16 protein-coding genes are annotated in these 22880 nt (G+C 50.1%); 4 read left to right on the forward strand and 12 right to left on the reverse strand.

The window, feature by feature from the left end; genetic code table 11:
• Nucleotides 1-391: 391 nt before the first annotated feature.
• Nucleotides 392-694 (reverse strand): hypothetical protein, encoded by a 303-nt coding sequence (locus tag HWI92_RS10285; protein ID WP_204663400.1) that lies wholly within the window; start codon nucleotides 692-694, stop codon nucleotides 392-394.
• Nucleotides 695-816: 122 nt separating this feature from the next.
• Here HWI92_RS10285 and HWI92_RS10290 point away from each other — a divergent pair, with 122 nt between their 5' ends.
• The 3 genes from HWI92_RS10290 (at nucleotide 817) to HWI92_RS10300 (ending at nucleotide 4015) form a co-directional block, all read left to right on the forward strand.
• Nucleotides 817-2418 carry a porin family protein gene (locus HWI92_RS10290; RefSeq protein WP_204663402.1) on the forward strand — a complete coding sequence of 534 codons (1602 nt, stop codon included), beginning with the start codon at nucleotides 817-819 and terminating at the stop codon, nucleotides 2416-2418.
• A 256-nt stretch (nucleotides 2419-2674) separates the two neighbouring features.
• Nucleotides 2675-2950 carry a hypothetical protein gene (locus HWI92_RS10295; protein WP_204663404.1) on the forward strand — a complete coding sequence of 92 codons (276 nt, stop codon included), beginning with the start codon at nucleotides 2675-2677 and terminating at the stop codon, nucleotides 2948-2950.
• Nucleotides 2951-3355: 405 nt separating this feature from the next.
• A complete protein-coding gene (locus HWI92_RS10300; RefSeq protein WP_204663406.1) occupies nucleotides 3356-4015 on the forward strand; it encodes a 2'-5' RNA ligase family protein in 660 nt (219 codons plus the stop codon).
• On the opposite strand, the gene HWI92_RS10305 is transcribed toward HWI92_RS10300, so the two are convergent.
• Entirely contained in the window at nucleotides 4016-5143 is a 1128-nt protein-coding gene (locus tag HWI92_RS10305) for a hypothetical protein (RefSeq protein ID WP_204663408.1), read from the reverse strand.
• On the reverse strand, nucleotides 5140-5457 hold the full coding sequence (locus tag HWI92_RS10310; protein ID WP_204663410.1) for an Ig-like domain-containing protein: 318 nt from the start codon (nucleotides 5455-5457) through the stop codon (nucleotides 5140-5142). Before HWI92_RS10310 ends, HWI92_RS10305 begins: the two co-directional genes overlap by 4 nt.
• 141 nt (nucleotides 5458-5598) lie before the next feature.
• Between HWI92_RS10310 and HWI92_RS10315 the strand changes: the two genes are divergently transcribed.
• Nucleotides 5599-7467, forward strand: coding sequence for a gamma-glutamyltransferase family protein (locus HWI92_RS10315; protein ID WP_204663412.1), 1869 nt, complete (start codon nucleotides 5599-5601; stop codon nucleotides 7465-7467).
• Between the two features lie 71 nt (nucleotides 7468-7538).
• Here the strand turns inward: HWI92_RS10315 and HWI92_RS10320 are convergent, their stop codons facing one another.
• The 9 genes from HWI92_RS10320 to HWI92_RS10360 form a co-directional block, all read right to left on the reverse strand.
• Nucleotides 7539-8363, reverse strand: coding sequence for a ferritin-like domain-containing protein (locus HWI92_RS10320; RefSeq protein ID WP_204663414.1), 825 nt, complete (start codon nucleotides 8361-8363; stop codon nucleotides 7539-7541).
• 27 nt (nucleotides 8364-8390) lie between these two features.
• On the reverse strand, nucleotides 8391-9080 hold the full coding sequence (locus tag HWI92_RS10325) for a ferritin-like domain-containing protein (RefSeq protein ID WP_204663416.1): 690 nt from the start codon (nucleotides 9078-9080) through the stop codon (nucleotides 8391-8393).
• 204 nt (nucleotides 9081-9284) lie between these two features.
• Nucleotides 9285-10454, reverse strand: a complete 1170-nt coding sequence (locus HWI92_RS10330; RefSeq protein WP_204663418.1) for a PepSY-associated TM helix domain-containing protein — start codon at nucleotides 10452-10454, stop codon at nucleotides 9285-9287.
• 112 nt (nucleotides 10455-10566) lie between these two features.
• Complete coding sequence (locus HWI92_RS10335; protein WP_204663420.1) at nucleotides 10567-11562, reverse strand: glycoside hydrolase family 43 protein; 996 nt, start codon at nucleotides 11560-11562, stop codon at nucleotides 10567-10569.
• A 130-nt stretch (nucleotides 11563-11692) separates the two neighbouring features.
• Nucleotides 11693-13387 carry an IPT/TIG domain-containing protein gene (locus HWI92_RS10340; RefSeq protein WP_204663422.1) on the reverse strand — a complete coding sequence of 565 codons (1695 nt, stop codon included), beginning with the start codon at nucleotides 13385-13387 and terminating at the stop codon, nucleotides 11693-11695.
• A 54-nt stretch (nucleotides 13388-13441) separates the two neighbouring features.
• Nucleotides 13442-16324, reverse strand: a complete 2883-nt coding sequence (locus HWI92_RS10345; protein WP_204663424.1) for a TonB-dependent receptor — start codon at nucleotides 16322-16324, stop codon at nucleotides 13442-13444.
• Between the two features lie 91 nt (nucleotides 16325-16415).
• Nucleotides 16416-17507, reverse strand: coding sequence for an acyltransferase family protein (locus HWI92_RS10350; RefSeq protein ID WP_204663426.1), 1092 nt, complete (start codon nucleotides 17505-17507; stop codon nucleotides 16416-16418).
• Between the two features lie 360 nt (nucleotides 17508-17867).
• Nucleotides 17868-19646 (reverse strand): RagB/SusD family nutrient uptake outer membrane protein, encoded by a 1779-nt coding sequence (locus HWI92_RS10355; protein ID WP_229249277.1) that lies wholly within the window; start codon nucleotides 19644-19646, stop codon nucleotides 17868-17870.
• Nucleotide 19647: 1 nt separating this feature from the next.
• Nucleotides 19648-22758 carry a SusC/RagA family TonB-linked outer membrane protein gene (locus HWI92_RS10360; RefSeq protein ID WP_204663429.1) on the reverse strand — a complete coding sequence of 1037 codons (3111 nt, stop codon included), beginning with the start codon at nucleotides 22756-22758 and terminating at the stop codon, nucleotides 19648-19650.
• Between the last annotated feature and the right edge of the window lie 122 nt (nucleotides 22759-22880).

Raw genomic sequence — 22880 nt, forward strand, 5'->3', positions numbered from 1 at the left:
TTTTGCATATCAGGTTAGTCTTAACCCACTAAGCAAAAAAAAGGGGAGACCTTAAAAAGATCTCCTCTTCCTACATTCATGACTATTAAACGCGTCAACTTCGCGATTGACAAGCGTAAAACATTGTAAACGTACGAGTATTTAGGTTCTGATTTTAGTGTTTTAACAATTTTTTTTTGTATAAACAAATTCCGCTAAGTTACTGAGAAATACATTTATAAGCCACGTAGAAGCTCTTTTACGCGGCTTTATTTTTTTGTGTTTATAGTGGTGGTGAATTGAACATTTCAAACATTTACGTACCTGCCAGTTTTTCATAAATGCAGGTAAGAATCCGGACAGCTCCGGCCTGAAATAAAAGAGTATCCGGAGGTACGCCGGGTTACATTTTTCAAAGCAGACGCTCCGCGCCTGCCAGCAAGGCTTCTCGACTACACTCCCCATTGAGGTAATTAACTGCCATCACTGCCACTGCTTTTCCCGCATCTGATTTCAGTGCCGGAGAGATGTCTGTGTACTGCTGTACCCGGTGTACCAAAATGCGCAATGCTTCATGGTATCCCTCCTCAAAAGCATCCTCCTGCCGGGTAGCTGATTTTTCTGCATAGTCTTTCTGCAACTGTGCGGCTGTGGCCTCGATATCATCAATGGTGGGACTTACATTTTCAAAGTCTTTTTGTTCAGAAGAATTCATAGGAGAAGCGATTGTTATTGGTCTGAAATCAACAAAAGTCTTGCCAAAATGACTTTTTAGGCGTTTTTCGCCTTTGGCATGATCCTTTAACGATCATACGCATCAACTAAACAAAAACCATAATGCATTACATTCGATACACATTCATCATGACGCTGGCTTCTTTATCGCTGTCTGCTCAGGTTGTATCGCAGGACTCGATTAACAATCTGCAGCGACAAAAAGAAGTTATTGAACTCAGCGAAAAGCTGAACGAGCACAAATCCGAACTGGCGAAACTACGAACCAAGCTTGGAGAGAAAGAAAAAGAGGCAGCGGAGGCATCTGCCAAGTCACAGCAATCTGCCAGCGCCAATACCATCGCCGCCACCCAGCTGACCGGCAATCCGCAGGATAAAAAGCTGGCGAACGATGCCAACAAAAAGGCTAAGGCAGCCCAGCGTGATGCGAAGTCTGCAAGAAAAGCACTGGATAGCCAGGTAGATCTCCAGAAGGACATTGCATCTCTGGAAAGCAAGATTTCAGAAGAAGAGCAAAAACTGAATGGCATGCAGGGTACTGCTTTCAGTGCAGCAGGCGGATCCACTTCCGGTGCAGCAGGCACGCAGACCGCGGCAGTTACCGTACCTTCCCAGCAGCAGAATACACAGCAATCTTACCAGCAACAGGCACAGCAGCAGCAGCCAGCTCAGCAACAGTATGCTCAGCAGCAACAGCAGCAACCCGTTTACCAGCCACAAGGCCAGCAGCAGCCGGTGTATCAAAACCAGGATCAGCAGCAGAATTACCAGCAACCTTCCAATAATCAGGTACAAACCCGCAATTACTCTGCAAACGGCACCGAAAATGCCGACATGATTGCAAATCGCGTGGTAGAACAAACTTACAAGTCATTCGGGCAGCAATCCGGACAGCCTGCGATCATCATCAACAACATCATCGTACCGTCTGACTATAATAAGGAAGGACAGCGCCCGAATATGGCCGGCGGTCAGAACTTCAATATGTCGCCTCAGGATCGCCAGGAATTTGAAGATTACAAAAACTGGCAGAGAGAAAGACGCGGTCAGCAGGTGAACAACTACCAGCACAGACCGGATGCAAGCGCCTACCCTACCGGTCCTGCACCACAAGGTTACTCCGAGGATCACCTGACGTTCAAAGAGCGTTTTGGCGAAAGAACAAGACGGAAATCAGGTATTTGGGTGATTCCTATGGCGGGTATCCATGCTTCAAACTTTGATGCAAACCTGAAAGACGGAACTGCCGAAGGCCGCTCGGGATGGAATGCCGGTCTGGATTTCAGGATCCATGTGCGCCGGTTCTTCATTCAGCCGGGTGCGCATTATTTCAGCTCGACTACGGAGGTTACCAGTGAAGACAGTCTGGGTAATGCTCCCCTGCTGCACGGCCCGCGCATTCACATGCTGAAAGTACCTTTGATGATCGGTGTGTACCTGACCAAAGAACAGGGAGCATTCTTCAAGTTTAACATCAAAGGCGGTGTGGTTGGTAATTACCTGCTTGCCGTGGACAAAGGTGTTGACAGCCGGTTCCGCAAAGATAACCTGGAAGAATACTCCTACGGTTTGAACGGAGGTATTGGTCTTGAATTCGGTTTTATTACCATTGACCTGTCTCACGAGTGGGGAATGAGCAACCTGTTTAAAAACAGTGATATCAAAAATAACATCTTGCGGGCCACACTTGGCTTCAAGATCTGATCATTAAAAAACACACACGCACAGGCGCCGGAATGTATTTCCGGCGCTTTTCTTGTTTTTGTACTTACTACCTTTTGGAAATACCTCATACTTTTTACTCCACCCCAAAGACAGATCCAACTGTATGAAATGCATGGCTGAGACGCATTTTATTTTTGCAGGGAGGTTAGCAGCTCATGGGCCGGTTTAAGTTTGTTTATGATCTTACATTTATTAGATTTGTTTAGAAGCGTATTTCAAACCAACAGCAGACAGGATGGATCATTTCAGGAGGGCCGATCAGTGGAGACCATACCAGCTTGAAGCTACGCTCGGCCTTAATCCGGGCCTTCGTTTTTCATTCAGCTATTTGTGGGAGCAGGTTCGCACGGGCTGGCCGCAGTGGGAAAATGAACCTTTCGACGCTCGCTTTCAGTCGGATGAAATTGTACTGCTGAAAAAATCCTCCAAAAACGGCAAATACGAAGTTGTCGAGCGACTTCCTTTCCTTGGTGTTTCCGGCAATGAATTTGCATTGGGAGCCTGGTTCTGAATGCATTGCTATTTATTATTTTCCAAACAGGCGCTGACTAGGGCGAGATACCTGCCCGTAGCTGCCATTACCGCTTTGTACAGCATCACTATTCTTTCGCTTTCCTGACCAAAGCCCTGCACGCTTCGGGTACTTCATTCGCTACCATTCCGTCACTTTCTGCTGACGAACAAATTCTTTATATCTAAAATCAGCTTCATGCCGCAGGTCACCTGCTGGCCTTCCGCTCACCTGTACCTGCCCCTGCGAGTGACCGAAATCCAAGTTGCGGGCGCAACCAGGGATTCTATGAATAATCACCGTAATGTACGTCAATATTTTTGATATCAATAGGATCAATATTTTGATATTTAAAATTACATTGATAAATTTACTTTCATATTACACTTTAAGGTTCAGGCAACTATGAAGAGCGTACATGTCAACAACAATCATTTGAACACCCTCACGAACATACGTCACCATATGTTCGAATATCAGCTTGTATTTTCCTGCGACACGGTGACCGAAGCAGTCATTCATAATGTAAAAAGGTATTTTGAGGATAATTATGGCTGCCGGAATGCAGCAAAGCGTAAAGCACACCTGACACTTTTTGACTGCATCATGCATGAAAACAAGGTCGATCCCATGATTAAGGCATTCGGCAAGGTGGCCGGGCAGGTTTCTCCATTTACCATGCAGCTTACCCGCTATGCCAAGTACGAAAACGGGACTTTTTATATTGATCTTGAAGACACCGCGTCACAGTCGGTGCTGGATATGGTGAAAATACTGAAGCGCGAAGCCGGAGAACATGTGCGGAAGTGGGCTCCTGCAGAAAATCGCTTCTGTACAGATCCGAATTATACCATCGCCAGAAATATGACTGAAAGCCAGATGTCGCTGGCTACCCGCGACTGGTACAATCGGGAGTTCAATATGGAATTCAAGGTAAATGAAATGCTGCTGCTCAGGAGATCTCTCGTAAAAGGTTCACCATTTGAGACAGTGGCAAAGTTTCCATTGCTCGGTATGCCCGCCAAACGCCTGGTACAAACTTCTATTTTCGGCGAAATGTGCTAGCTATTGTCTAATGGAGAAAGGTTTGGTGATAAAAAGGCCAAAGTACATCTTCTCTGATTTGAGATTAAAGATATCATGGAAGAATGTACTGTCCGTCGCGCTGGTATAGCCCACCTTAATACCAGCCTGCAATCCATTGAATTCTCCGTTTTCCCGTTTTGTCAAAAAGTAAACCGGCAAATCGATGTTAACCCGCTCCTGCCTGACAAGCCACGATACGGATGGATTTATACCCAGAAAAGGAACATTCCGGCTCCGGAACAACCTCCGTATCTCCGCTTTCAGGCGGGAGTCGATGATGCGGGACGGTGTGCCTATGGTCACGTCTTTGTTGAATGCCAACCCGCCCGTACCTACGGGAAAAGTATAGTTCAGTACCTCGTCGCCGCTGGCGTAATCTACCCAGAGATTGTACGTAAATGCATAAAAAAGGTCGAGGCTTTTGAATTTAGATAAAGACAAACCCACTGTTTTCCCAACCTTCTGATCATTAAGCGGCCGCATTGACAAAGAGTCAGTGATATAGTCAAAGCTGGACCTGGTCGCACTCAGCTTTACGGACAACAACCAGGGTGTTTTGAACGCATCAAGCTCAATAGCTCCTGCGTTGATCAATGCCAGACGGTCCTCGTCGTACATATCCAGGAAAGTGACATCATCTTCGGCGGGGATGTTTTTTCTTGCGCGCACCTGATCTTTCAACTCCATGTATTTACGCATATTCCTGATCGGCAACATGTCCGGAATGGGCATCTTCCCCAAATTCGTCTGCCAGATTACGGATAGCGTTGTACCGGTCGTAATTCCATCCTGATCCAGCAGGACCACGGATGCCGGCTGGCTCGAAAATGACTGGGCGAGACCAATGCTAAACAAGCTCTTGCCTGCATTGAACGCAAACCTGGCCTCCGCCTGCGTATCCGAAAACAGGGATGTAACGCTGACCGAAGACAAGTTGCTGGTGGCCGCGGAGGTAGCCGTAACATTGTTGGACTGAAGTTTTTCTTCGGTGCTTTTGCGCGTAATTTCCGTCTTTTCACGGGAGAAATCCTGTTGCTCCTGTGCCCGCACGACTGCCGGGATTAAAGCCAGTACCAGTAAACTATTGAGTAGAAATTTACTTTTCATACAAGCTGCTGGTTGACCTGAAACTCTCCCCCGCTGAAATCCGTGTCACCGCCCTTCAGCGTCCGCGGGCTTACATTGCTGCCGGGTACCGGTACGCCATTGCTGGTCACCCGCACCGAATACCGCGTGATGCCGTCTTTGCCATTCACCTGCCACTGGTACTCGTGGTTGCCCGCCGGCAGTACCCGCTCAATGCTGTCGATGGAATCACGGGCAGAAATCACCGCAGTCCCATCAAGAAAGAAAGTGAGGGTCCCCTCCTCCACCATGGTGCTTACGCGGAAATTGGAAGACAGGTTTCGAAATCTGGCCATGACGTCATATTTTAGTCCACCTCAAATTAAGAATTATTTGGAATATCCATGCATATTTCATCGCAAAGGGTTTTTACCTAAATTTAAATAAATACCCGTATCATACCGGCACCGAAAAACATTCCTTTAACCCAATACCTGATGAAAATAAAACATCTACTTACCGCATTACTTTTGACTGCCGTGCAGAGCAGCTTGTCCGCCCAATCTTTCAACAACTTCCCGGTAACCACCCAAAAGCCGCCGCTGCATGGGAAGCACTGGATGGGCATCACGGGAAAACCACTGGCAGCTACCGCGGGTGCGCTCATTTTCGGCAAAGGCGGCAATGCTGTGGATGCTTCGTGCGCCATGCTCGCTGCTACCTGCACCATGTGGGACGTGCTGAGCTGGGGCGGAGAAACGCAGGCATTGATCTACAACCCGAAAACAAAAAAGGTCATCGCAATTAATGCAATGGGTGTGGCCCCGACGGGCGCCACGGCCGACTTTTTCAAAAACAAAGGCATGAAATATCCACCCGAGTACGGGCCGCTCGCTGCCACAACACCGGGAACTGCGGGCGGACTGATGACCATGCTGGCCGAGTATGGCACAATGAGTCTCAAAGATGTACTCGCACCTGCCATGCAGATGGCCGAAGGTTACCCTATCGAAGCCCAGACGGCCAATGCCATCGAGCGTGGAAAAGATGAGATCAAAAAGTGGCCCTACTCTACAAAGGTGTTTCTGCCGCACCTGGGACAGCAGCGGGAAGCTCCCGATGCAGGCGAAATCTTTGTACAGAAAGATCTGCATACGACGCTGCAAAAGCTGGTAGATGCCGAGCAGCAAGCTTTGAAAAAAGGCAAAAACCGGAAGGAGGCGATCTATGCGGCATATGACCGGTTTTATAAAGGTGACATTGCCCGGGAAATTGCACGCAGCTGCCAGGAACAGGGCGGCCTTATTACCGAGCAGGACTTGGCGGGCTGGAAGGTGAAGATCGAGGAGCCGCTGATGACCACGTACCGCGGTATCGACGTGTACAAAATGCAGCAATGGACACAGGGTCCGGTGATGCTGCAGGCGCTCAACATGCTCGAAAACTTTGATCTTAAAGGCATGGGCTACAACTCGTCCAGGTATGTGCATACTTTGTACCAGGTTATGAACCTCGCTTTTGCCGACCGCGACTTTTACTATGGCGACCCGGCATTTCAGCCGGAGGAGCCCATGCAGGGACTTATGTCAAAAGCCTACGCCAAAGAGCGCATTAAACAGATCAACTGGGAACGTAATGATACCAGGACCCTGCCCGGAGATCCTTATCCGTTTGAAGGCAAAAAGAACCCCTATACCGAGCAGCTGAAAACCTGGGGTAACTTTCAGGCGTCGGTGCACCGCAATGCCGATGGTTTGAACGACAAGTTTATGGAAGAATTTACAGCCGGCACGACCTCGGTAGAGGCTGCTGACGAAGAGGGATGGGTAGTCAGCATCACACCCAGCGGGGGCTGGATACCTGCTTGCATTGCGGGGAACACAGGGGTTGGTATGAGCCAGCGGATGCAGTCTTTCGTGCTGGATGCGCGCGAAAACCCATTCAATGTAGTAGAGCCCGGCAAGCGCCCGCGGGTAACACTTACGCCCAGCCTGGCGCTGAAAGACGGGAAACCATTTGTTTCATTTGCCAAGCAGGCGGGTGACGAGCAGGACCAGCTCCTGCTTCAGTTTTTTCTGAACATGGTGGAATTTGGTATGACGGTACAGGAAGCTACGGAGGCTCCCAGCTTTAAAACGCTGCAGATGTACGCCAGTTTCGGAGCACATGAGAAAGATCCCGGCGGACTGATCCTCAACGAGTCCATGCCGGACTGGACACGTAAGGAACTTTCGCGCATGGGTTACAAGCTCTCGTACCAGCCGCGCACCAGCGGGCCCATCAACGCCATTTATTTTGACTGGCAGCACGGAAGCTTTTGGGGAGGTTCCAGCAACCATGGAGAAGATTACGGCATAGGCTGGTAAAAAAATGAGGGTGGCCTGTAAAAACAAGCCACCCTTTCACAACCATACTCACTCTACACCAATTAAACTTCTTACTTTTTGATGAACGGAGTGGCAATTGCCAGTACTTCGTCCATAGTCAATATTTCGTCGAACGCTTCTGTTGCTGCCTTGAATACTGCATCGCTTGGAATTCCTTCCAGACCATCCAGTCCGACCAGATTAATACCTGCCTGTACAACCGTCGACTCGCTGGTTGAACCTTTATAAACTGCCTCAGGAGAACCTTCGTCCAAAGTAATCCAGCCTTTGATCGCTGCATTATTTCTGATTTTACCCAGAATCCTTCTTGAAATGGATGCATGGCGCGCCTCAATCGAGTGGATCTGCAAGGCAGCCTGAAGATACGGCTTGTCCTGTGCCGCCTGCAGGTTACCTGCCTGGCCTTTGTAAGCCCTCACACCGGTATCTTCAAATGCATGCGAAAGGAAAACGAAGGTATCAAAGTTGGTAAATGGAGCCAGCGTGCCGCCTGCGGTAAAATCAAATGTAGGCTTGGCTACTGCTTTTGCACCTAATGCCGTTTTCAGAAATGCAACGTGCTGGGTTTCGTGCTTGCCGATTTGTGTGAACACACGCTTGTACATATCCGGGATCAGACCGGTAGCTGCGTTTCCAAGTTGATAAAATTCATCTTCCAGGTATTCCAGCGTGAGCGCATAGTTTAGTACGTTGATCGCGGCGTCGGATTGTGCGTAGGCTTTGTTCACCACAGTTGCCAGCACGGCCGGAGCAGCCATAGTAGCCATTTTACGGCTTACGCGGTTCAGGAAAAAACGACGTGATGCGTGCTCAATCCGGCCAACTGCATCGCCGTCAAATTTTTCAAGACTATCAAGTATATTGAAGAAATTCATTTTGTTCCGATGTTAAAAGGTTAATGATTATTGAGGAAGGCCGCTTCCGCTGATTTTGTTAACCACAAATGGCTGTACCGCTGGCAGGATTACACCCGGCTTCGAAGCAAGATCCAATCCGTTTGCGTCGATGATATCGTCGCCTGCGAAGTCGGCAGAGTTAGGGTTCAGCAAATCGCGGATCGCTGAGGCGTGACGTGCTTCCACAGACACGATTTTACCTGCAACCAACAGATAATTAACATCGGTAATCAGGTTACCGGCACCATTGTAGGCAGATACGCCGGTATCTTCAAAAATCTTCGCTGCACCCAGTACACTCGCTCGGTCTGAGAAATTAATGCCGGCAAAGTTGGGGGTCAGGCCCTTGATCGCAGCACCGCCCAGTGCTGCTTTGAAAAACTGACGGTGGATGATTTCATGGTACATGATGTCCGTCAGGATTGTTTTCTCTTCGGCAGTCATGCCGGAGTAAGGGGTTGCAATAACTTGAGTGTAGAAGGCAGCTTCCAGTTGTTCCAGCGCGTAGGCATAGTTGAGGATACCGACATCTCCGGTTCCCAGATCCACTACCTGGCTGTCAACCTCGTGATCTTCAAGTGTGCAGGACATAATGAACGCCCCTGTAGCTGCGGCAACTCCTGCTGATCTTAAAAAGTAACGTCTGTTTACTTTTTCCAGCACAGGACCGGCATTTGTCAGTAAGTTTTTTTCCATCACGGTAGTCGTATTAGAAGTTTTATTGAGCAAATAATGATTTGCCCATATCTACGCTGACTATCAGGAAAAAGATTGATTGGTTTTAAAGATTTTGGAGAAAATTTTCAACTGCGAAACCGGCATATTGAACTATACCTGCAAAGACATGGCGCTGCACACCAAATCATTGCATTTGTCCAATAATTTCTACAAAGTAAATTTTCAGGAGCGAGCCAGAACAGGCTTCGCGCGGACAGGATTTTTGACAAGCGAATGCATAACTTTCTTCTCCTTGTTGCGCCGGCCCCACCAGATGTAAAACCCTGTAATGGGCAGGGAGGCGATGATCAGACTTGCAAAAAACGCCAGTATTTTCCCCGGCAGCCCGAGTATGGCGCCTACATGGATATCATAGTTGGCGCGCATGATCTTGTCACCCAGCCCAGCTTTGTCAAAGCGGTTCCATACGTGCTTTACGGGAAGTTCTTTCAGGGTATACTGGTCAAAATACCGGTAGTCGATCTGCCAGTAGGTGGACGCATCAGGGTTGATATTGGCATTGACGGAAGCCGATTTAGTGTCCGGAATGTGCACTTCAATGGACTCCGCATCGGGATGTTCTTTCAGCATACGCAGCCATATCTGGTCGATGGCCGGTACGGCAAGGCTGGCCTGAGCAGTAGTATCAGAACCCGGATCATAGTACGGAACGAACTCCTTACCGCCGGTAGTGGTGGCATACCAGGCACTCGAAAACCACTGGTAGCCCCATACGAGCCCGGTAACCGCAAAGATGATCCCCAGCCACGATGCATAAAAACCAAGTACATTATGCAGGTCGTAATTTTTTCTGCGCCAGCGCGCATCCCACTTGATCGAGAAGCGCTGCCTGGCTGCCGCCTTGTTTTTGGGCCACCAGAGTACGATGCCGCTGATCATCATCGCAAAAAACACAAGCGTCGCGCCCGCTACGATCGGCTGACCGATTTCGTGCGGCAGCCAAAGGTAAAAGTGGCCGTCAAGGATAAAGGGAAAGAAACCCGCCTCCATATCCTTTACCTCCAACACTTTACCCGAGTACGGATTGATATACACTACATTGTAATACTCCTCAAACTGGTAGTAAATCGCCTGCACTGCATCGGTCTTGCTTTCGTACAAAACAGCATGCAAATGCCGGCCAGGCAAAGCTGCGTCTGCAATCCCCCTGATTTTGGATGGTGGCAGAAAGTTGCGGTTCTCAGCGGCCACAAAGCGGTAGGGCTGGGTAGCATCCTGTATCTCTGCCTGAAAGGCGTACATACAGCCTGTAATGGCAATAATAAAAACGATGATACCGGAAATCAGGCCGAGCCAGAGATGGAGAAAACCAACCGCTTTTTTGAGAGACACGTTTAACAGATGTTTTAGCCTATGTTCGTTTATCGTTCACAAAAATAGGTCAAAATTCATTATCTGGACTAATTATAATTAGGAAATCCGGCACGCAGCCGTATATTAGTTGTTAGTAACTGATTATGAGCTTCTTCTTCACGCGAACCGGTTTTCCAAAGTGGGGCTCGCCATGTTTCCAGCTGAATGGCTGCATGTTCACCTTCCGCTTCCAGCCCGAACCTTTGGTTTTGGCTGAGTGATATATGATCCAGTCTTGTCCTTTAATGTTCAGAAACGACGCATGGCCGGGGCTGTACACCCGCCGCGCACTTTCAAATGCAGGCTCTGGCTTTTTAGTCCAGCTTGCGGGGTCCATCGGATCAGTGCCGGTCAGTTGCAGTTGTCCGAGGCAGTAATAGTCCGACCAGCTGCCCGCAGCGGAGTAGATCACAAAGGTTTTGCCATCGTGCTGCAGCACCTGCGGTCCCTCATTGATTGTAGGCAAACCATTTCCTGAACCCCGCTTTTCCCATTCATACTCTGGCTTGGAAATCAGTACGCGGCCTGCGCTGACCTGCACCGGCGACTGCATGGGTGCGATATACAGGTTCTGTGCCTCGTTCGCATCTCCTGCCCATCCCGACCAGATAAAGTACAGCTTGCCGCCCAGTTCCAGGGGTGTTCCGTCAATCGCCCATTTTTCGGTCTGAAGCTCCCCTGCCATCTCAAACCCGGAGCTGATCTCTGCCGTCCTGGATTGGAGCACGTACATGCGGTGATGCTCGTTCTGTCCATTGTCTGCTGCGACGTAGATGTACCATTTGCCTTGCAGGAAGTGCAGCTCAGGAGCCCACAGCTCTTTGGAGTATGCCTTACCCTCCGGCGGCGACCATGATGTAATTTCGCGTCCCTCATCCATGTCGTGGGCAAACCTGGCTGCGCGCACGCGCACGGCATTGCCTTCGCTGTAACAGTAGTAAAACAGGCTGTCCTTTTTCGTCATCCAGGGATCTGCCCCATTTTCAAGGATCGGGTTTTTGAAAGTAAATTTTTGCGCAAATGCTGCTGGTGCCATTTGAAGGAAAATGATCAGCAGAAAGCCGGACGCACGACGCATTGAAATCATGTATGCTTGTTTTTATAGTACCAGTTGATTGACGCTGCAAGAAACCACATTTTACCCCATTTAAACAAAAAAAGACCGGAAGCAAATGCCTCCGGTCTTTCTAATTCTGACACCAATTATAAGTTCTTGTTTATTTGTATTGCGTATTCTGCGGATCGAAGTTGGTCCAGCCCTGCGTCCAGTCGGTAGTTCCGAAAGCACCGCGGAAAGTTTCTTTTGTAAAGAATGCATCAGCACCTTTGCCTTCCCATACAGCACCTGTCAGCACCGGTGAACCTGTTTGCGGCAGGAACGACGGACCAGCCAGGTTGAAGTTGTTAGCATTCAGCATCAGGTCAGCAAGGGTAGTAACAATCGTGTTTTTGCGGGCAGCTGCTCCGAAGTAAGCCGTAGCCTGCTCATCGGACACGCCGGTCGCAGCGCGGTCGCCACGTACGGGTGTTGTCACATTTGCCAGGACAATTCCTTTCAGATCAAGCGTTCCGGCAGTTGCATGCGCCAGTGTATTGGCACCATCCAGACGAAATCCTTCGGGATAGCCTACCAACAAGGTGTTGTAAATGCTGATATCGGTGTTTCGGCGAAGGTGCATAGCCGACTGGTAAGGACCGCTGCCTGAGTTGGTATTGGTATTAGGGGTACCGCCGAAAACAAAGTTACTTACGTTTGCAAATACAGGCGCTGTCAAAGGCATACCAGCATTCGGGCCGGTAGCAGGCTCACCGTTTCCATTAAAGTTGTCGGACTCAAAACCATTCGATCCGGACTGATCGGAGTACTCTGGGTCACGCAGGGACAATGCATACTGCACTTTTCCAGTGAAGCCCCAGTCCGTATCCCAGTCATCATCAAATCCACGGTAAGCAACCAGGTATTTTGCATTCACGGTTCCACCAAACCATTCGTAAGAGTCGTCGCCGCTGTAGGATACCTGCACGTGGTCAATCGTAGTTCCTGAACCTACTGCATAAAGCGTAAGACCATTTATCTCAGAGTTGGCCGTATTGCTGAGGGCGATACCTGCAAACTCTATACGTACATACTGAAGTGTTCCTGAATTATCGTCAGCGATACCGGCGGTTCCAAGACCTGCTTTATCTTTTCCGCCGCGGATGCCGCCTTCGGGTGCTGTTGCACCGGGACGGTTGTGAGGTGCTTTTCCAATCAGTACCACACCACCCCAGTCTCCATAGCTGCGGCTTCCTGCATCTTTCAGGGATGTAAATACGATGGGCTCAGTGGCGGTACCCGCAGCACTGATTTTGGCACCTGCTTCAATGATCAGCGTACCACCCTGGCCGGATGCAAGTGGATCCTGCTCTTTCGGGGCACCTTTGATGATCGTTCCGGGCTGAATGGTCAGGGTGACGCCGGAATTTACATATACAAAACCCTTCAGGATATAAACCTTATCCTTCGTCCAGGTTGTATTGGCAGTGATTTCGCCTACCACATCCTGTGTGGCACGGGAGGAAATTGTAAAGTCCTGCGCACTCGTTGCGGTAGACGAACCTACCGTTACCGTTACTTTCCCTGTTGTAGCATTCGCAGGAACAGTCACTTCAAGAGCCGTGGTCGTTGCAGCCGTAACAGTCGCATCCACATTATTGAACTTTACTTTATTGTTGGCAGCAGTTGCATCAAATTTGGTACCTGTAATAACCACCTTCGTGCCGGGAAGACCAGTTGCCGGGGTCAGCGTGGTAATGGCAAGTACAGGCTCAGCCGGTGTAGGTTCATCATCATTTTTGCAGGAAGTCACCATGGCGAACACACCGAGCAACATCAGCAGAAGAAGGTAATGCTTGTGTTTTAACAAGTTCATAATCTGGTTGTTTAATAAGAAAGATTTATATTCAGCTAGTGGTGAATCGTCGTATTAAGGGATGATGGTACGCTTGCCGAACACGTAGGCTGCCGTGAGTGTGAAGTAGCTTCCTCTTCTGAACTTGCGGATATCCTGGTCAGCATTGGCAGCGCGTGAAGTCACATCCTTACCTACCTTACCATCCCGGTTGAAGTCCTGCGAGAAGCGAACCGGCTGGTTCAGCAGATCTTGGATGCCGAGCCGTACTTCAAGGTTGTTCTTGAATTTCTTGCTGATGTTGAGGTCTACCACATTGCGTGGCATTTCGTAAACCGTAGGGTTCTCCAGGTTACCCACTGCAAAAATGCGCTGACCAAATACATTGTAAAGTACATTGAAAGACCAGTCGCTCTGTCCCGCATAGTACAGGCCAGCATTCACCAGGTACGGCGACTGATTTGCCATCGGACGTTTGGTATCAGTAACTCCCGTGAGGTCGTAAGTCACATTGTTACCGCTCAGGTCGGGCCCCTGAACAAACTGCCCCAGGTTTACGCTGCTCGCAATGATGGAAGCATTACCTACTACGCTCAGGTTCTGAAGGAACGTGCTGCTTGCATTCGGGAAGCCTTTCCTGACTTCAAGTTCCAGACCGTAGTTCGTGGAATTGTTTGCATTGATAAAGGTGTAAGCCAGTCCGTTACCCGTCGGCAGCAGGAAGGTCTCGATCGGATTTTTGAAATACTTATAAAATCCGGTTACAGAAATCAGCTCATTTGGAGACGGGTAATACTCCCATTTTGCATCCAGGTTCTGAATTTTAGCTGTTTTGAGTGCAGTGTTCCCGCGGATATCTGCCTGTAAATTAAAGTCAAAGTAGGTAAATGGCGCCAGCTCGCGGAACTCAGCCCGGTTCAATGTCGACGAGAAGGCAAGCCTCAGGTTCTGTTTTTCCGACACCTTGTAGGTAAAGTTCAGCGAAGGCAGCGGGATAAAGAGTTTGTTGTTAACCAGTTCTTTTTTCTCGTTAACTACATAAGAGTGCAGCTGCTGGTTGTTGAATTCGCCGCGGAAACCGACGGTCATAATTGCTTTCGAACCAAAATTCACATCACCGCTCAGGTAAGCCGCATAGTAATTGTTGATCCCCTGGTATGAATCAAGATCTTTGGTACCATCCTTAATGGTCAGCCCGCCGGTTCTTCCTGTCAGGTTTTGTGGTGAAAAAATAGTCCCCAGGTCGCCGCGCAGGATCGCCGAAGCATTTCCTACACTGTTGTACCCGTAAAAACGTGCCGAGTAGTCGCGGTCCTTGCGCTCACCATATACCCCGAAGCGGATCCGGTTAGGCTCCCTGTCGGCAGGGTTACCCAGTGCATGCTCACCATTTACTGCAAGCGTCAGTACGCGCTCGTTCAATTTTGAGAAAAAGCGGCCCAGGTCGATCGGGTTGGGATCATTTGGTGCTACTGCCTGGAACGCAGCCGGGGCCTCCGAACCTGTCGGTGTGAGACGCTGGAAGCGGATACGTTTCCAATCCGGTTCCCAGCGGCCTGTGTATCCGAAGCCTGTGATCCAGTTCAGTTTGGTAAGATCCGAAAGCTTGTGCTCACCGGAAACCTGGGTAGTTACGATACTCCGGTTTTCAAACCGCTCCGAATAGTTTCTTACATCATAGCCGTCCACCACGCGCTGGCCGTCGCGTACGACGGTTTCAGTGTTGCCGAGCTGGTTGAACAAAGTCTTCCATTCCAGGTTAAAAACCGGTGAAAAGCGGAAAGTCCAGTTGTGCAGCACACCAATGCGCGACTGGCGTGCATAGTTCGCATCCGTGTATCTTTCGAACACATCATTGGCCACATCACCATTTTGGTACAATTTCAGGGCGATTTCGGAGTACTGGTTGGTAAGCGAGTAGTTGATGTTGGTCAGGTTGCTCACGTCCACATTGCCGATTTCAAAGCGACGGCCCAGGTTTACTGCCAGGCGCAGGTCGGGCGATGCGGTGGTTTGCCTGGTTGCCCAGGAATTGGGAAGAAGACGTCCGAAATCCGCACGCTCTACGTTGCTGAGTGTATTGAAATCCGCCGATCTCTTCGGGAATGCACTTGACAAAGTCTGGTCTGCACCCCACAAGCCTAGGAAATTAAGCCCGCTTCTTTCATGCGTAGTCACATTCTGGAAAGTGGTATTGGCACGGTAGCCTCCTGTGAGCGCTACTTCCGTAAAGTTCTGGTCGGGGCGTCTTTTTGTATAAATCTTGATAATACCGCCTGCAAAATCACCCGGTGACTCTGCTGAGCCCGATTTGTACACGATCATCCGGTCGATAATATTGCTGGGGACGAGGTCAAATGAAAATGAGCGGGTGTCTACCTCAGACGATGGCGTAATTACATCATTGATCAGAACCGAATTATAGCGTGAACCCAGTCCACGGATCATCACGAAACGGTTTTCCACAATGCTCACGCCGGGTACCCGACGGATAGCCGCCGCAGCGTCACGATCCTGCGATTTCTGGATCTGCTGGGCCGAGATACCTACCGCAATCGGCTTCATCTGCTTGATTTCGCTGATGACCGCCACCTCGGTGTTGGTTGCTTTGGCACCCCGCACCACTACTTCCTGCAATGCGGTACCTTCTTCATCAAGCTCGGTTTCAATGACCGTCGTATTGCCCGATTCCACGCGTACTTCGGGAATCTCTTTGGTTTTGTAGGAAACAAATGAAATAATAACCTTGTGCGTACCGGCAGGAACATTGTTGAGGACAAAACTGCCGTCCACTTCGGCTGCTGCGCCGATTTCAGTACCTTCCACCAGTACCGTCGCGCCTATGAGCGGATCTTTGGTCTTTGCATCTTTAATTGTACCGCGAACGGTGCCGGGACCGGCGATGGCCATACCCAGGGAGGTAAAAGCCAGGAGGAGAATGGATAAAGTGATCTTCATATAAGGTGTCAAAATTTCGACACAAAACTATGACGGTCACATTACTCCCATATTTCTCCAATGTTAAGGTATTGTTAAGCACTCCGAAAGCTCACTGAATAATGAGCCCGCGCTTGCCGCGATCGTGCCTGCGCTCGTCCCAGGACTTGAACAGCCAGCGGATATAGCGGTTGGCCGGGATCTCCACGAAGGTTGTAATCAGCTGCGCCAGCACAATGCAGATTACCACGGCAATGCTCAAAGCAAGATTTGCGTCCATATCAAACCGCTGGTAGAGGGTTGAAATAAGCTGCTGCCCAATGTACTGGTGGATCAGGTACAGACAATAGGATATCCGGCCCAGAAAGAGCAGTATGGGATTATTGATAAATGACAATTTGTTAAAAACAAAAAGGAAGAAGATCGTAAAATAGCCGCCGAGAATCAGGTAATGCTCCCGGGCAGATATGTGGTACATGGAGCGGCCGCCTTTATCGTGGAGGTAACAAGCCGAAAGCAGGGCCACCAGGATCAGCGCAAATGTTTTGGGTGATCGGGAATTCCGGATCGTGAGCAGACAAAAAAGGATGCCCGCATAAAAAAGCGGAAAGTGGTTGAGCAGCTCTACTTTACGGACAGCCACTTCATAAAACACCGGGTACAGAAAGTGAAGTGCGTGAAACAGCAGGATTGCGCCTAACGTAAACGCGCCCACATGCTCGACATCGTTCTTCCGGTCGAAAAGGAAAATGAGAAAAAGCCAGAGGTAAAACACCAGCTCAACCAGCAGCGTCCAATAGGAACCGTCCAGGTTTTCAATCCCGAAATACACCGGAAACATGGTCGTATTGGCAAGTACCTGCACGGGATCGAAGTTGCGCGGATTGTAAATGAGGACAAAAGCCGAAGTAATCAGCAGGCAGTACCAGAATGCCGGGTACAATCTGGCAAAACGGAAAACGAGAAATTCCTGCCACGACCTGATCCTGTTTGTCATCAGATAAATGACAAATCCGCTGATCATAAAGAATATATCAACCGCAGTGACCCCATATCTGAAGTCCCACCCAAGCAGCTTTGCATTGTCGTTCATGGTGAAATGGAATATCACCACGGCTATGGCAGCCATGCCTCTCAGTGCGTCCAGTTCCCTGAAACGCATCAGATGAGTTGCTTTTTCGCCTGGTTTTTCTTCCTGAGCCATAAACGACATCCTATGATCAAACACAATTACTTCTAGACCGCAACAGCACCTGACAGTGCGCCACATTTTTCACAAATCCCACAACCCTGTCACAATCAATTGAATATCAAAAAGTATGCGCATAGGAATTGATTTTTGAAATATAGGAAAAGATTGTTCATTGTAAAAGATGCGACTTCCAACAGTAACTAATTTTAGTAATACATGTAAAATAAAATGTGCAAGCTGCTGCTTTGAATGATCAAACGGTAGTATTGCCACATGCAGCCCGTACATCCTATTTTACCTAAAACAAAAAAAGCCCGGTAAGCCCGTCCATGAGGACGGGCTTACCGGGCTGGCTGCTCCCGGAAGTCAGGTTTACTCAATCACCGTCAAAGGTGGGACATTCCGGTCAGCCCCGTCGTAGCCGGCATTCTGGTTGATGACGCCCTGCGTGTTGGCTGTAATCACATTGGACGGAATGGGCCACAGCACGTGAAAAGGCGCCATATTCGCTGTGTTTCCGAGCAGTTGTATTTTCTTCTCGTACGTATTGTTATAGCGGCTGACCCGGTCAAAGAAGAAGTTCTTTTCACTGAAATTCGTGAGGCTGTAACCGCCGGTGCCCAGTTTTGCCAGTATATAGGACACGCGGACAAGCTCCGAATGCCGGGGTTCCTCCGCAAATAGCTCGCGGCCGCGCTCATTCATGATAAAGTCGATGGTGACTTCTGCTGGCGCAATCGGCAATGCATTGGCCCGTTGCCTCACTTTGTTAATGTCTGCGGCGGCCAGTGCAGTCTGGTTTTTCCAGAAATAAGCTTCCGCCCTCAGCAGGTAGGTATCTGCCAGTCTGAAAATGTACCAGTCACCATTCCCGCCCATGGGTACTGCTCCGGGATCATCCTGCGGATTGTACATAATGTAATGCGGCATGGCATATACATGCTTGAAGGTGTCCACTTTGGCAGCCAGGAAGTTGATGTTCAAAGGTTTGCCAAAATCTGCCGACGCCGGATTGTTGTATTTCAGCTCGTGGATATCCACCCAGTTGATATCGGCCCGGCGCAGGTCCTGCGTGTTCCTCCACGTTTGCCCTTTGTATGCCCAGATGTCGTACTGGTAGTAGCCTGTCAGCCGCACATTGGCATTGCCGCGTCCCAGGGAATCGTACATAGGTCCGCTTGCCACCATACCCGGCTTGCCCTGACTGTCGAGCACCTGCGGCTGAAACCATTGCGCATTGTACATCCGCATCGTATACAAGCCTGCCGAACGTGCCCCGGGAGGCGCTTCGTACCGGTCAATGGAGGCCAGGATGGTTTCGGTATTCTGGCTGCTGCTGAAATTTTTGGAGCGGTGCAAATCCCAGATCACATTCCGGTACGCTTTGGCCGCATCAATGCCAAACCGCTGGGTTACGAGCGCATAAGGCCCGTTGATCACCTCGGTAGCAGATGCAATCGCTTTATCAAATTCGAGGTTTGCCAGGTAAACCTTCGTAAGCAAATGCCCGACCGCACCTTTTGAAATTACACCCGGACCAGCTGTTACGGGCAGCCACTGCGCAGCATATTCCAGGTCTGCCTGGATCTTGCTCAGGATCGTCCAGCGGCTGTGCGAGCGGAAATCAAGTTTGGCACCTTCAATTTCCTCATTGATAAAAGGTACATCCCCGTACGAATTCACCAGCCGGTAGTACCAGTACGCCCGGTGCCACAAAGCCTCTGCCAGGATCGCATTGCGTTCCGCTTCTGATGCCCACTGAATATCGTCGATCCTGGAAATCAATACATTCGCATTTTTCACAGACCCGTATATCTGCGTGAACATGGTCAGAAAACGATAGTACTGGTCGGTATTGGGTGTGAGATTATAGAAGTCCAGCTGCGACCAGGGTGAAGCCAGGTCGGAGGCAGCAAACTCCATCACGAGGTTCGGCATGGTACCGGTATTTTCATTTTTCAGATCCTTGCGCATGGTGATCAGCAAAGACTCATACCCGGCTTTATCGGTAAATACATTCTCTGGACTGAAAAAGCTGAGCGGCTGCGGTTTGAGCCAGTCCTTATCGCACGACACGGAGGCCAGCAGCAGGAGCAGCAGAACAGGTATGGTAAGAAGCGGACGTTTCATGACGGTTTCTTTGATATGCATGTTAAAGGGAAAGGTTGAGGCCGATGGTGAAGTTTTTGGGCATAGGCACATTCAGGCCGTCTTCGTCCCATGATTCGGGATCCCACCCGGGCCATTTTGTAAAAGTGAGCAGGTTTCTGGCCGACGCAAAGATCCGCAGGTTGTCCAGCCTGAGCTTGGAAGCCAAAGCCGCAGGCAGCGAGTAGCCCACATTCACGTCCTGCAACCGCACAAACGAAAGCGGCTTGTAAAATTGAATCCCTCCGCCAAAAACATTGGTATTGTTATTCAGGCGAGGATAATCATTGATCCCGTTTTCGGGTGTCCAGTAGGCGAAATCGTTGGTATTCCTCCGGTCGTAAGTATCCGATCCGCCGGTACGGAGCCCCTCGGCAAACGGAGCTTTGTGACCCAGCTCACTCCGCAGGAACACGGTTGCCGTCAGGTTTTTAAAAAATGTAAATTCATTCCGGAAACCGATGCGAAAGCGCGGCTGCCGGTACCCGATAAACTGCTTGTCCTGGATAGCCTCATACTTGCCGTTCCCGTCCACATCGGTGGCCTTGAAATCACCGGGAGACAGCTTGTAAACCGCCGCTGCATCTTTTTCGCTTGTTTGCCAGATCCCCGTGATGTTATAATTCCAGATCCTGTCCAGCGCCTGGCCGGGAAACCACTGGTTGGTATAATCCGGGAGCTCCGTACGGACAGTTTTACCATCAACTACCTGGTCGCTGTAATCACCGAAAAGCCTTTTTATTTTGTTACGGTTAAATGAAAATACAACTCCTGACCGCCAGGTGAAGTTTGGCCTGTCGGTATTTACCGTATTCACCGTCATCTCAAATCCCTTGTTGCCCAACTCACCCAGGTTGGTTGTAATGTTCTTGAAACCCGTAATTTCCGGCAGGAGTCGGCGCATGAGCAGGTTGGAGGTGGTCATGTCGTAGTACTCCACGCTTACATCAAGCCGGTTTTTCAGGAAGCTCATGTCTGCGCCTACATTGATGGATTCCGTGCGTTCCCAGATCAGGTTGGGATTGGCGAGGGTGGTCGGGAATACCCCCACCTGCACCCCGGTCCCATTGTAGTACTGGGTGGATGTGAGCTGTGCCAGAGCCGAATACGCCCCGATGTCCCTGTTTCCATTGACCCCATACGAGAGGCGCAGCTTCATCTGGCTCACGAAATCGAGGTTAAAAAACTTTTCCTCCGAAATTTTCCAGGCCAGTGCCGCAGCCGGAAAGAATGCCCTCGGCTGCTTCGTACCGAAAGCCGAGAAGCCGTCGCGCCGGATGGAGGCCGTCAGCAGGTATTTGTCAAACAAGGTATAATTCAGCCTTGCCATCGCTGCATCACCCGTCAGCTGGGTGTCGTCGGTGGTAACCGAGGGACTTGTTCCATACTGAAGCCCATGCGAGCCCAGGTTCTGATTGGGTACAAAGCCCTGGTTGGTCATAGTCGATGACCAGCCGCGGTTGCGCTCGGCGCTGTAAAGCAGCGTAACGTCAAAATGATGTACGCCAAATTCCCGGTTCCAGTGCAGCAGGTTGTCCAGTATAAATTCAAAAGTCGAGGTATCCTCCCGCAGACCGTATCCGTTGGTACGGGTAGCCCCGCCTTCCAGCGTAGCCGACGACCAGAAATTATAATCTTTGATCACTTCATAGCGCGGCTGGTACGACAGCTTGTAGTCGAACCCGAAAGGAAGTTTGAGCTTGCCGTAAATGGAGGTAAAAAGACTGTTGATCTTGCGGAAGCGGTCCTGACCATAATAGTTGATCAGCGGGTTTACCGAGGTAAAAGAATTGGGGTACCACATAATCTTGCCCGCGTCGTCGAACATGGAGCCATAAGGGCTCATCTGGTACATGGCCCCCAGGTTGGCCGGCACCGTGCTTTCGTCCCGGTCGGCAAACTGGGTATTGGCGCCCACGTTCAGCCAGTCGGTTACTTTGAAATCCACATTGAGGCGCGAGCGGATCGTCCCGAACTTGTCACCCCGGATCACACCTTCATTGTTCTGGTAACCGAGCGACCAGTAGTAGGTGATGTTTTTGGCTCCTCCCCCAATGCTCACGTCATAGTTTTGCCGCAGGCCTGTTTGCATTACTTCCTTATACCAGTCTACCGTTTTGCCGGCCAGGTAGTTTTGTGTTTCAATGGGAAAAAACCGCAGCCGGCTCAGCCACTCCTGGGTATTGTCCGCCTGCGGATTGTTACTGGCCTGCCGCCACTGGTCGATGCTCACGCCCGAAGGCAGCTGGGAAGGATTATCGTAGTAGAAACCGGGCCGGTCGGGATTGGTGGCACGGAGCACATCCCGCCTGAAAACCAGGTAGCCATCCTTATCAAATGCCTTGAATTCATCGGTTGTGGTGGCTACCCCCACATTAGCCGACACACTGATCACCGGCTTGCCGGTAGTGCCTTTTTTAGTGGTAATCAAAATCACCCCACCCGCTGCCCGCGCGCCGAACACGGCCGCAGAGCTTGCGTCTTTCAGGATGTCCATGGTTTCAATATCGCCCGGGTTGATATCAGCAATGCTCCCGTTGAAAATCACCCCGTCCACAACCACCATCGGGTTGGTAGAGGCATTCAGCGATTTGGGACCACGCACCTGCAGGCTGCTTCCGCCCGCGGCACTGGGATTCTGGTTGGCGTTGAAACCCGCAACAGTGCCGGTGAGCATGTCCGACAGCTGGGTCATGGGCTGGTTTTTGAAAGTTTTGGCATCCAGCCGGATCACTGCACCCGTGAGATCGCTCTTTTTCATGGTACCATACCCTACGACCACCAGCTCGTTGAGGGCATTTTCACTGGGCTGCAATGCAATGTCAATGGTCGTTTTGTTCCCTACCAGCATTTCTTTCAGGCCGTATCCTACAAAGCTGAACGATAAGGTATCGGTAGACGCAGCCTCAATGCTGTACTGGCCGCCTGCATTGGTAGTGGTACCCCGCTGGGTACCCTTGACGATAACCGTGACGCCGGGCAGGCCGGTCTGGGCCAGACTGTCGAGGACGGTGCCGTGCACCTCGCTGAGGCGCTGTGCGCGAGCCGGAAGATACAGGGCGAAAAGCAGTAAGCAGGCCGAAACCGCCCGGATAAAAGGTAGCTGAAGAATCATATAAGGATGTTTAGGTGATGCTTAAATTGGTACTGCTGCGATGCAGCTAACAAACCGGTGAATTCCGTTAGTGATGTAAAAACTGGAATACAATACCGGCAAAAAGAACCTTAACCATATTA

Origin of the sequence: Dyadobacter sandarakinus, from assembly GCF_016894445.1 — a bacterium.
Classification (GTDB): Bacteria; Bacteroidota; Bacteroidia; order Cytophagales; family Spirosomataceae; genus Dyadobacter; species Dyadobacter sandarakinus.

Excerpts from the sequence above, each read along its gene's own strand:
- HWI92_RS10315 (WP_204663412.1), top strand. The coding sequence starts at position 5,599 with ATGAAAATAAAACATCTACTTACCGCATTACTTTTGACTGCCGTGCAG.
- HWI92_RS10295 (WP_204663404.1), top strand. The coding sequence starts at position 2,675 with ATGGATCATTTCAGGAGGGCCGATCAGTGGAGACCATACCAGCTTGAA.
- HWI92_RS10300 (WP_204663406.1), top strand. The coding sequence starts at position 3,356 with ATGAAGAGCGTACATGTCAACAACAATCATTTGAACACCCTCACGAAC.
- HWI92_RS10305 (WP_204663408.1), bottom strand. The coding sequence starts at position 5,143 with ATGAAAAGTAAATTTCTACTCAATAGTTTACTGGTACTGGCTTTAATC.
- HWI92_RS10310 (WP_204663410.1), bottom strand. The coding sequence starts at position 5,457 with ATGGCCAGATTTCGAAACCTGTCTTCCAATTTCCGCGTAAGCACCATG.
- HWI92_RS10345 (WP_204663424.1), bottom strand. The coding sequence starts at position 16,324 with ATGAAGATCACTTTATCCATTCTCCTCCTGGCTTTTACCTCCCTGGGT.
- HWI92_RS10355 (WP_229249277.1), bottom strand. The coding sequence starts at position 19,646 with ATGCATATCAAAGAAACCGTCATGAAACGTCCGCTTCTTACCATACCT.
- HWI92_RS10350 (WP_204663426.1), bottom strand. The coding sequence starts at position 17,507 with ATGGCTCAGGAAGAAAAACCAGGCGAAAAAGCAACTCATCTGATGCGT.
- HWI92_RS10360 (WP_204663429.1), bottom strand. The coding sequence starts at position 22,758 with ATGATTCTTCAGCTACCTTTTATCCGGGCGGTTTCGGCCTGCTTACTG.
- HWI92_RS10340 (WP_204663422.1), bottom strand. The coding sequence starts at position 13,387 with ATGAACTTGTTAAAACACAAGCATTACCTTCTTCTGCTGATGTTGCTC.
- HWI92_RS10335 (WP_204663420.1), bottom strand. The coding sequence starts at position 11,562 with ATGATTTCAATGCGTCGTGCGTCCGGCTTTCTGCTGATCATTTTCCTT.
- HWI92_RS10290 (WP_204663402.1), top strand. The coding sequence starts at position 817 with ATGCATTACATTCGATACACATTCATCATGACGCTGGCTTCTTTATCG.
- HWI92_RS10285 (WP_204663400.1), bottom strand. The coding sequence starts at position 694 with ATGAATTCTTCTGAACAAAAAGACTTTGAAAATGTAAGTCCCACCATT.
- HWI92_RS10325 (WP_204663416.1), bottom strand. The coding sequence starts at position 9,080 with ATGGAAAAAAACTTACTGACAAATGCCGGTCCTGTGCTGGAAAAAGTA.
- HWI92_RS10320 (WP_204663414.1), bottom strand. The coding sequence starts at position 8,363 with ATGAATTTCTTCAATATACTTGATAGTCTTGAAAAATTTGACGGCGAT.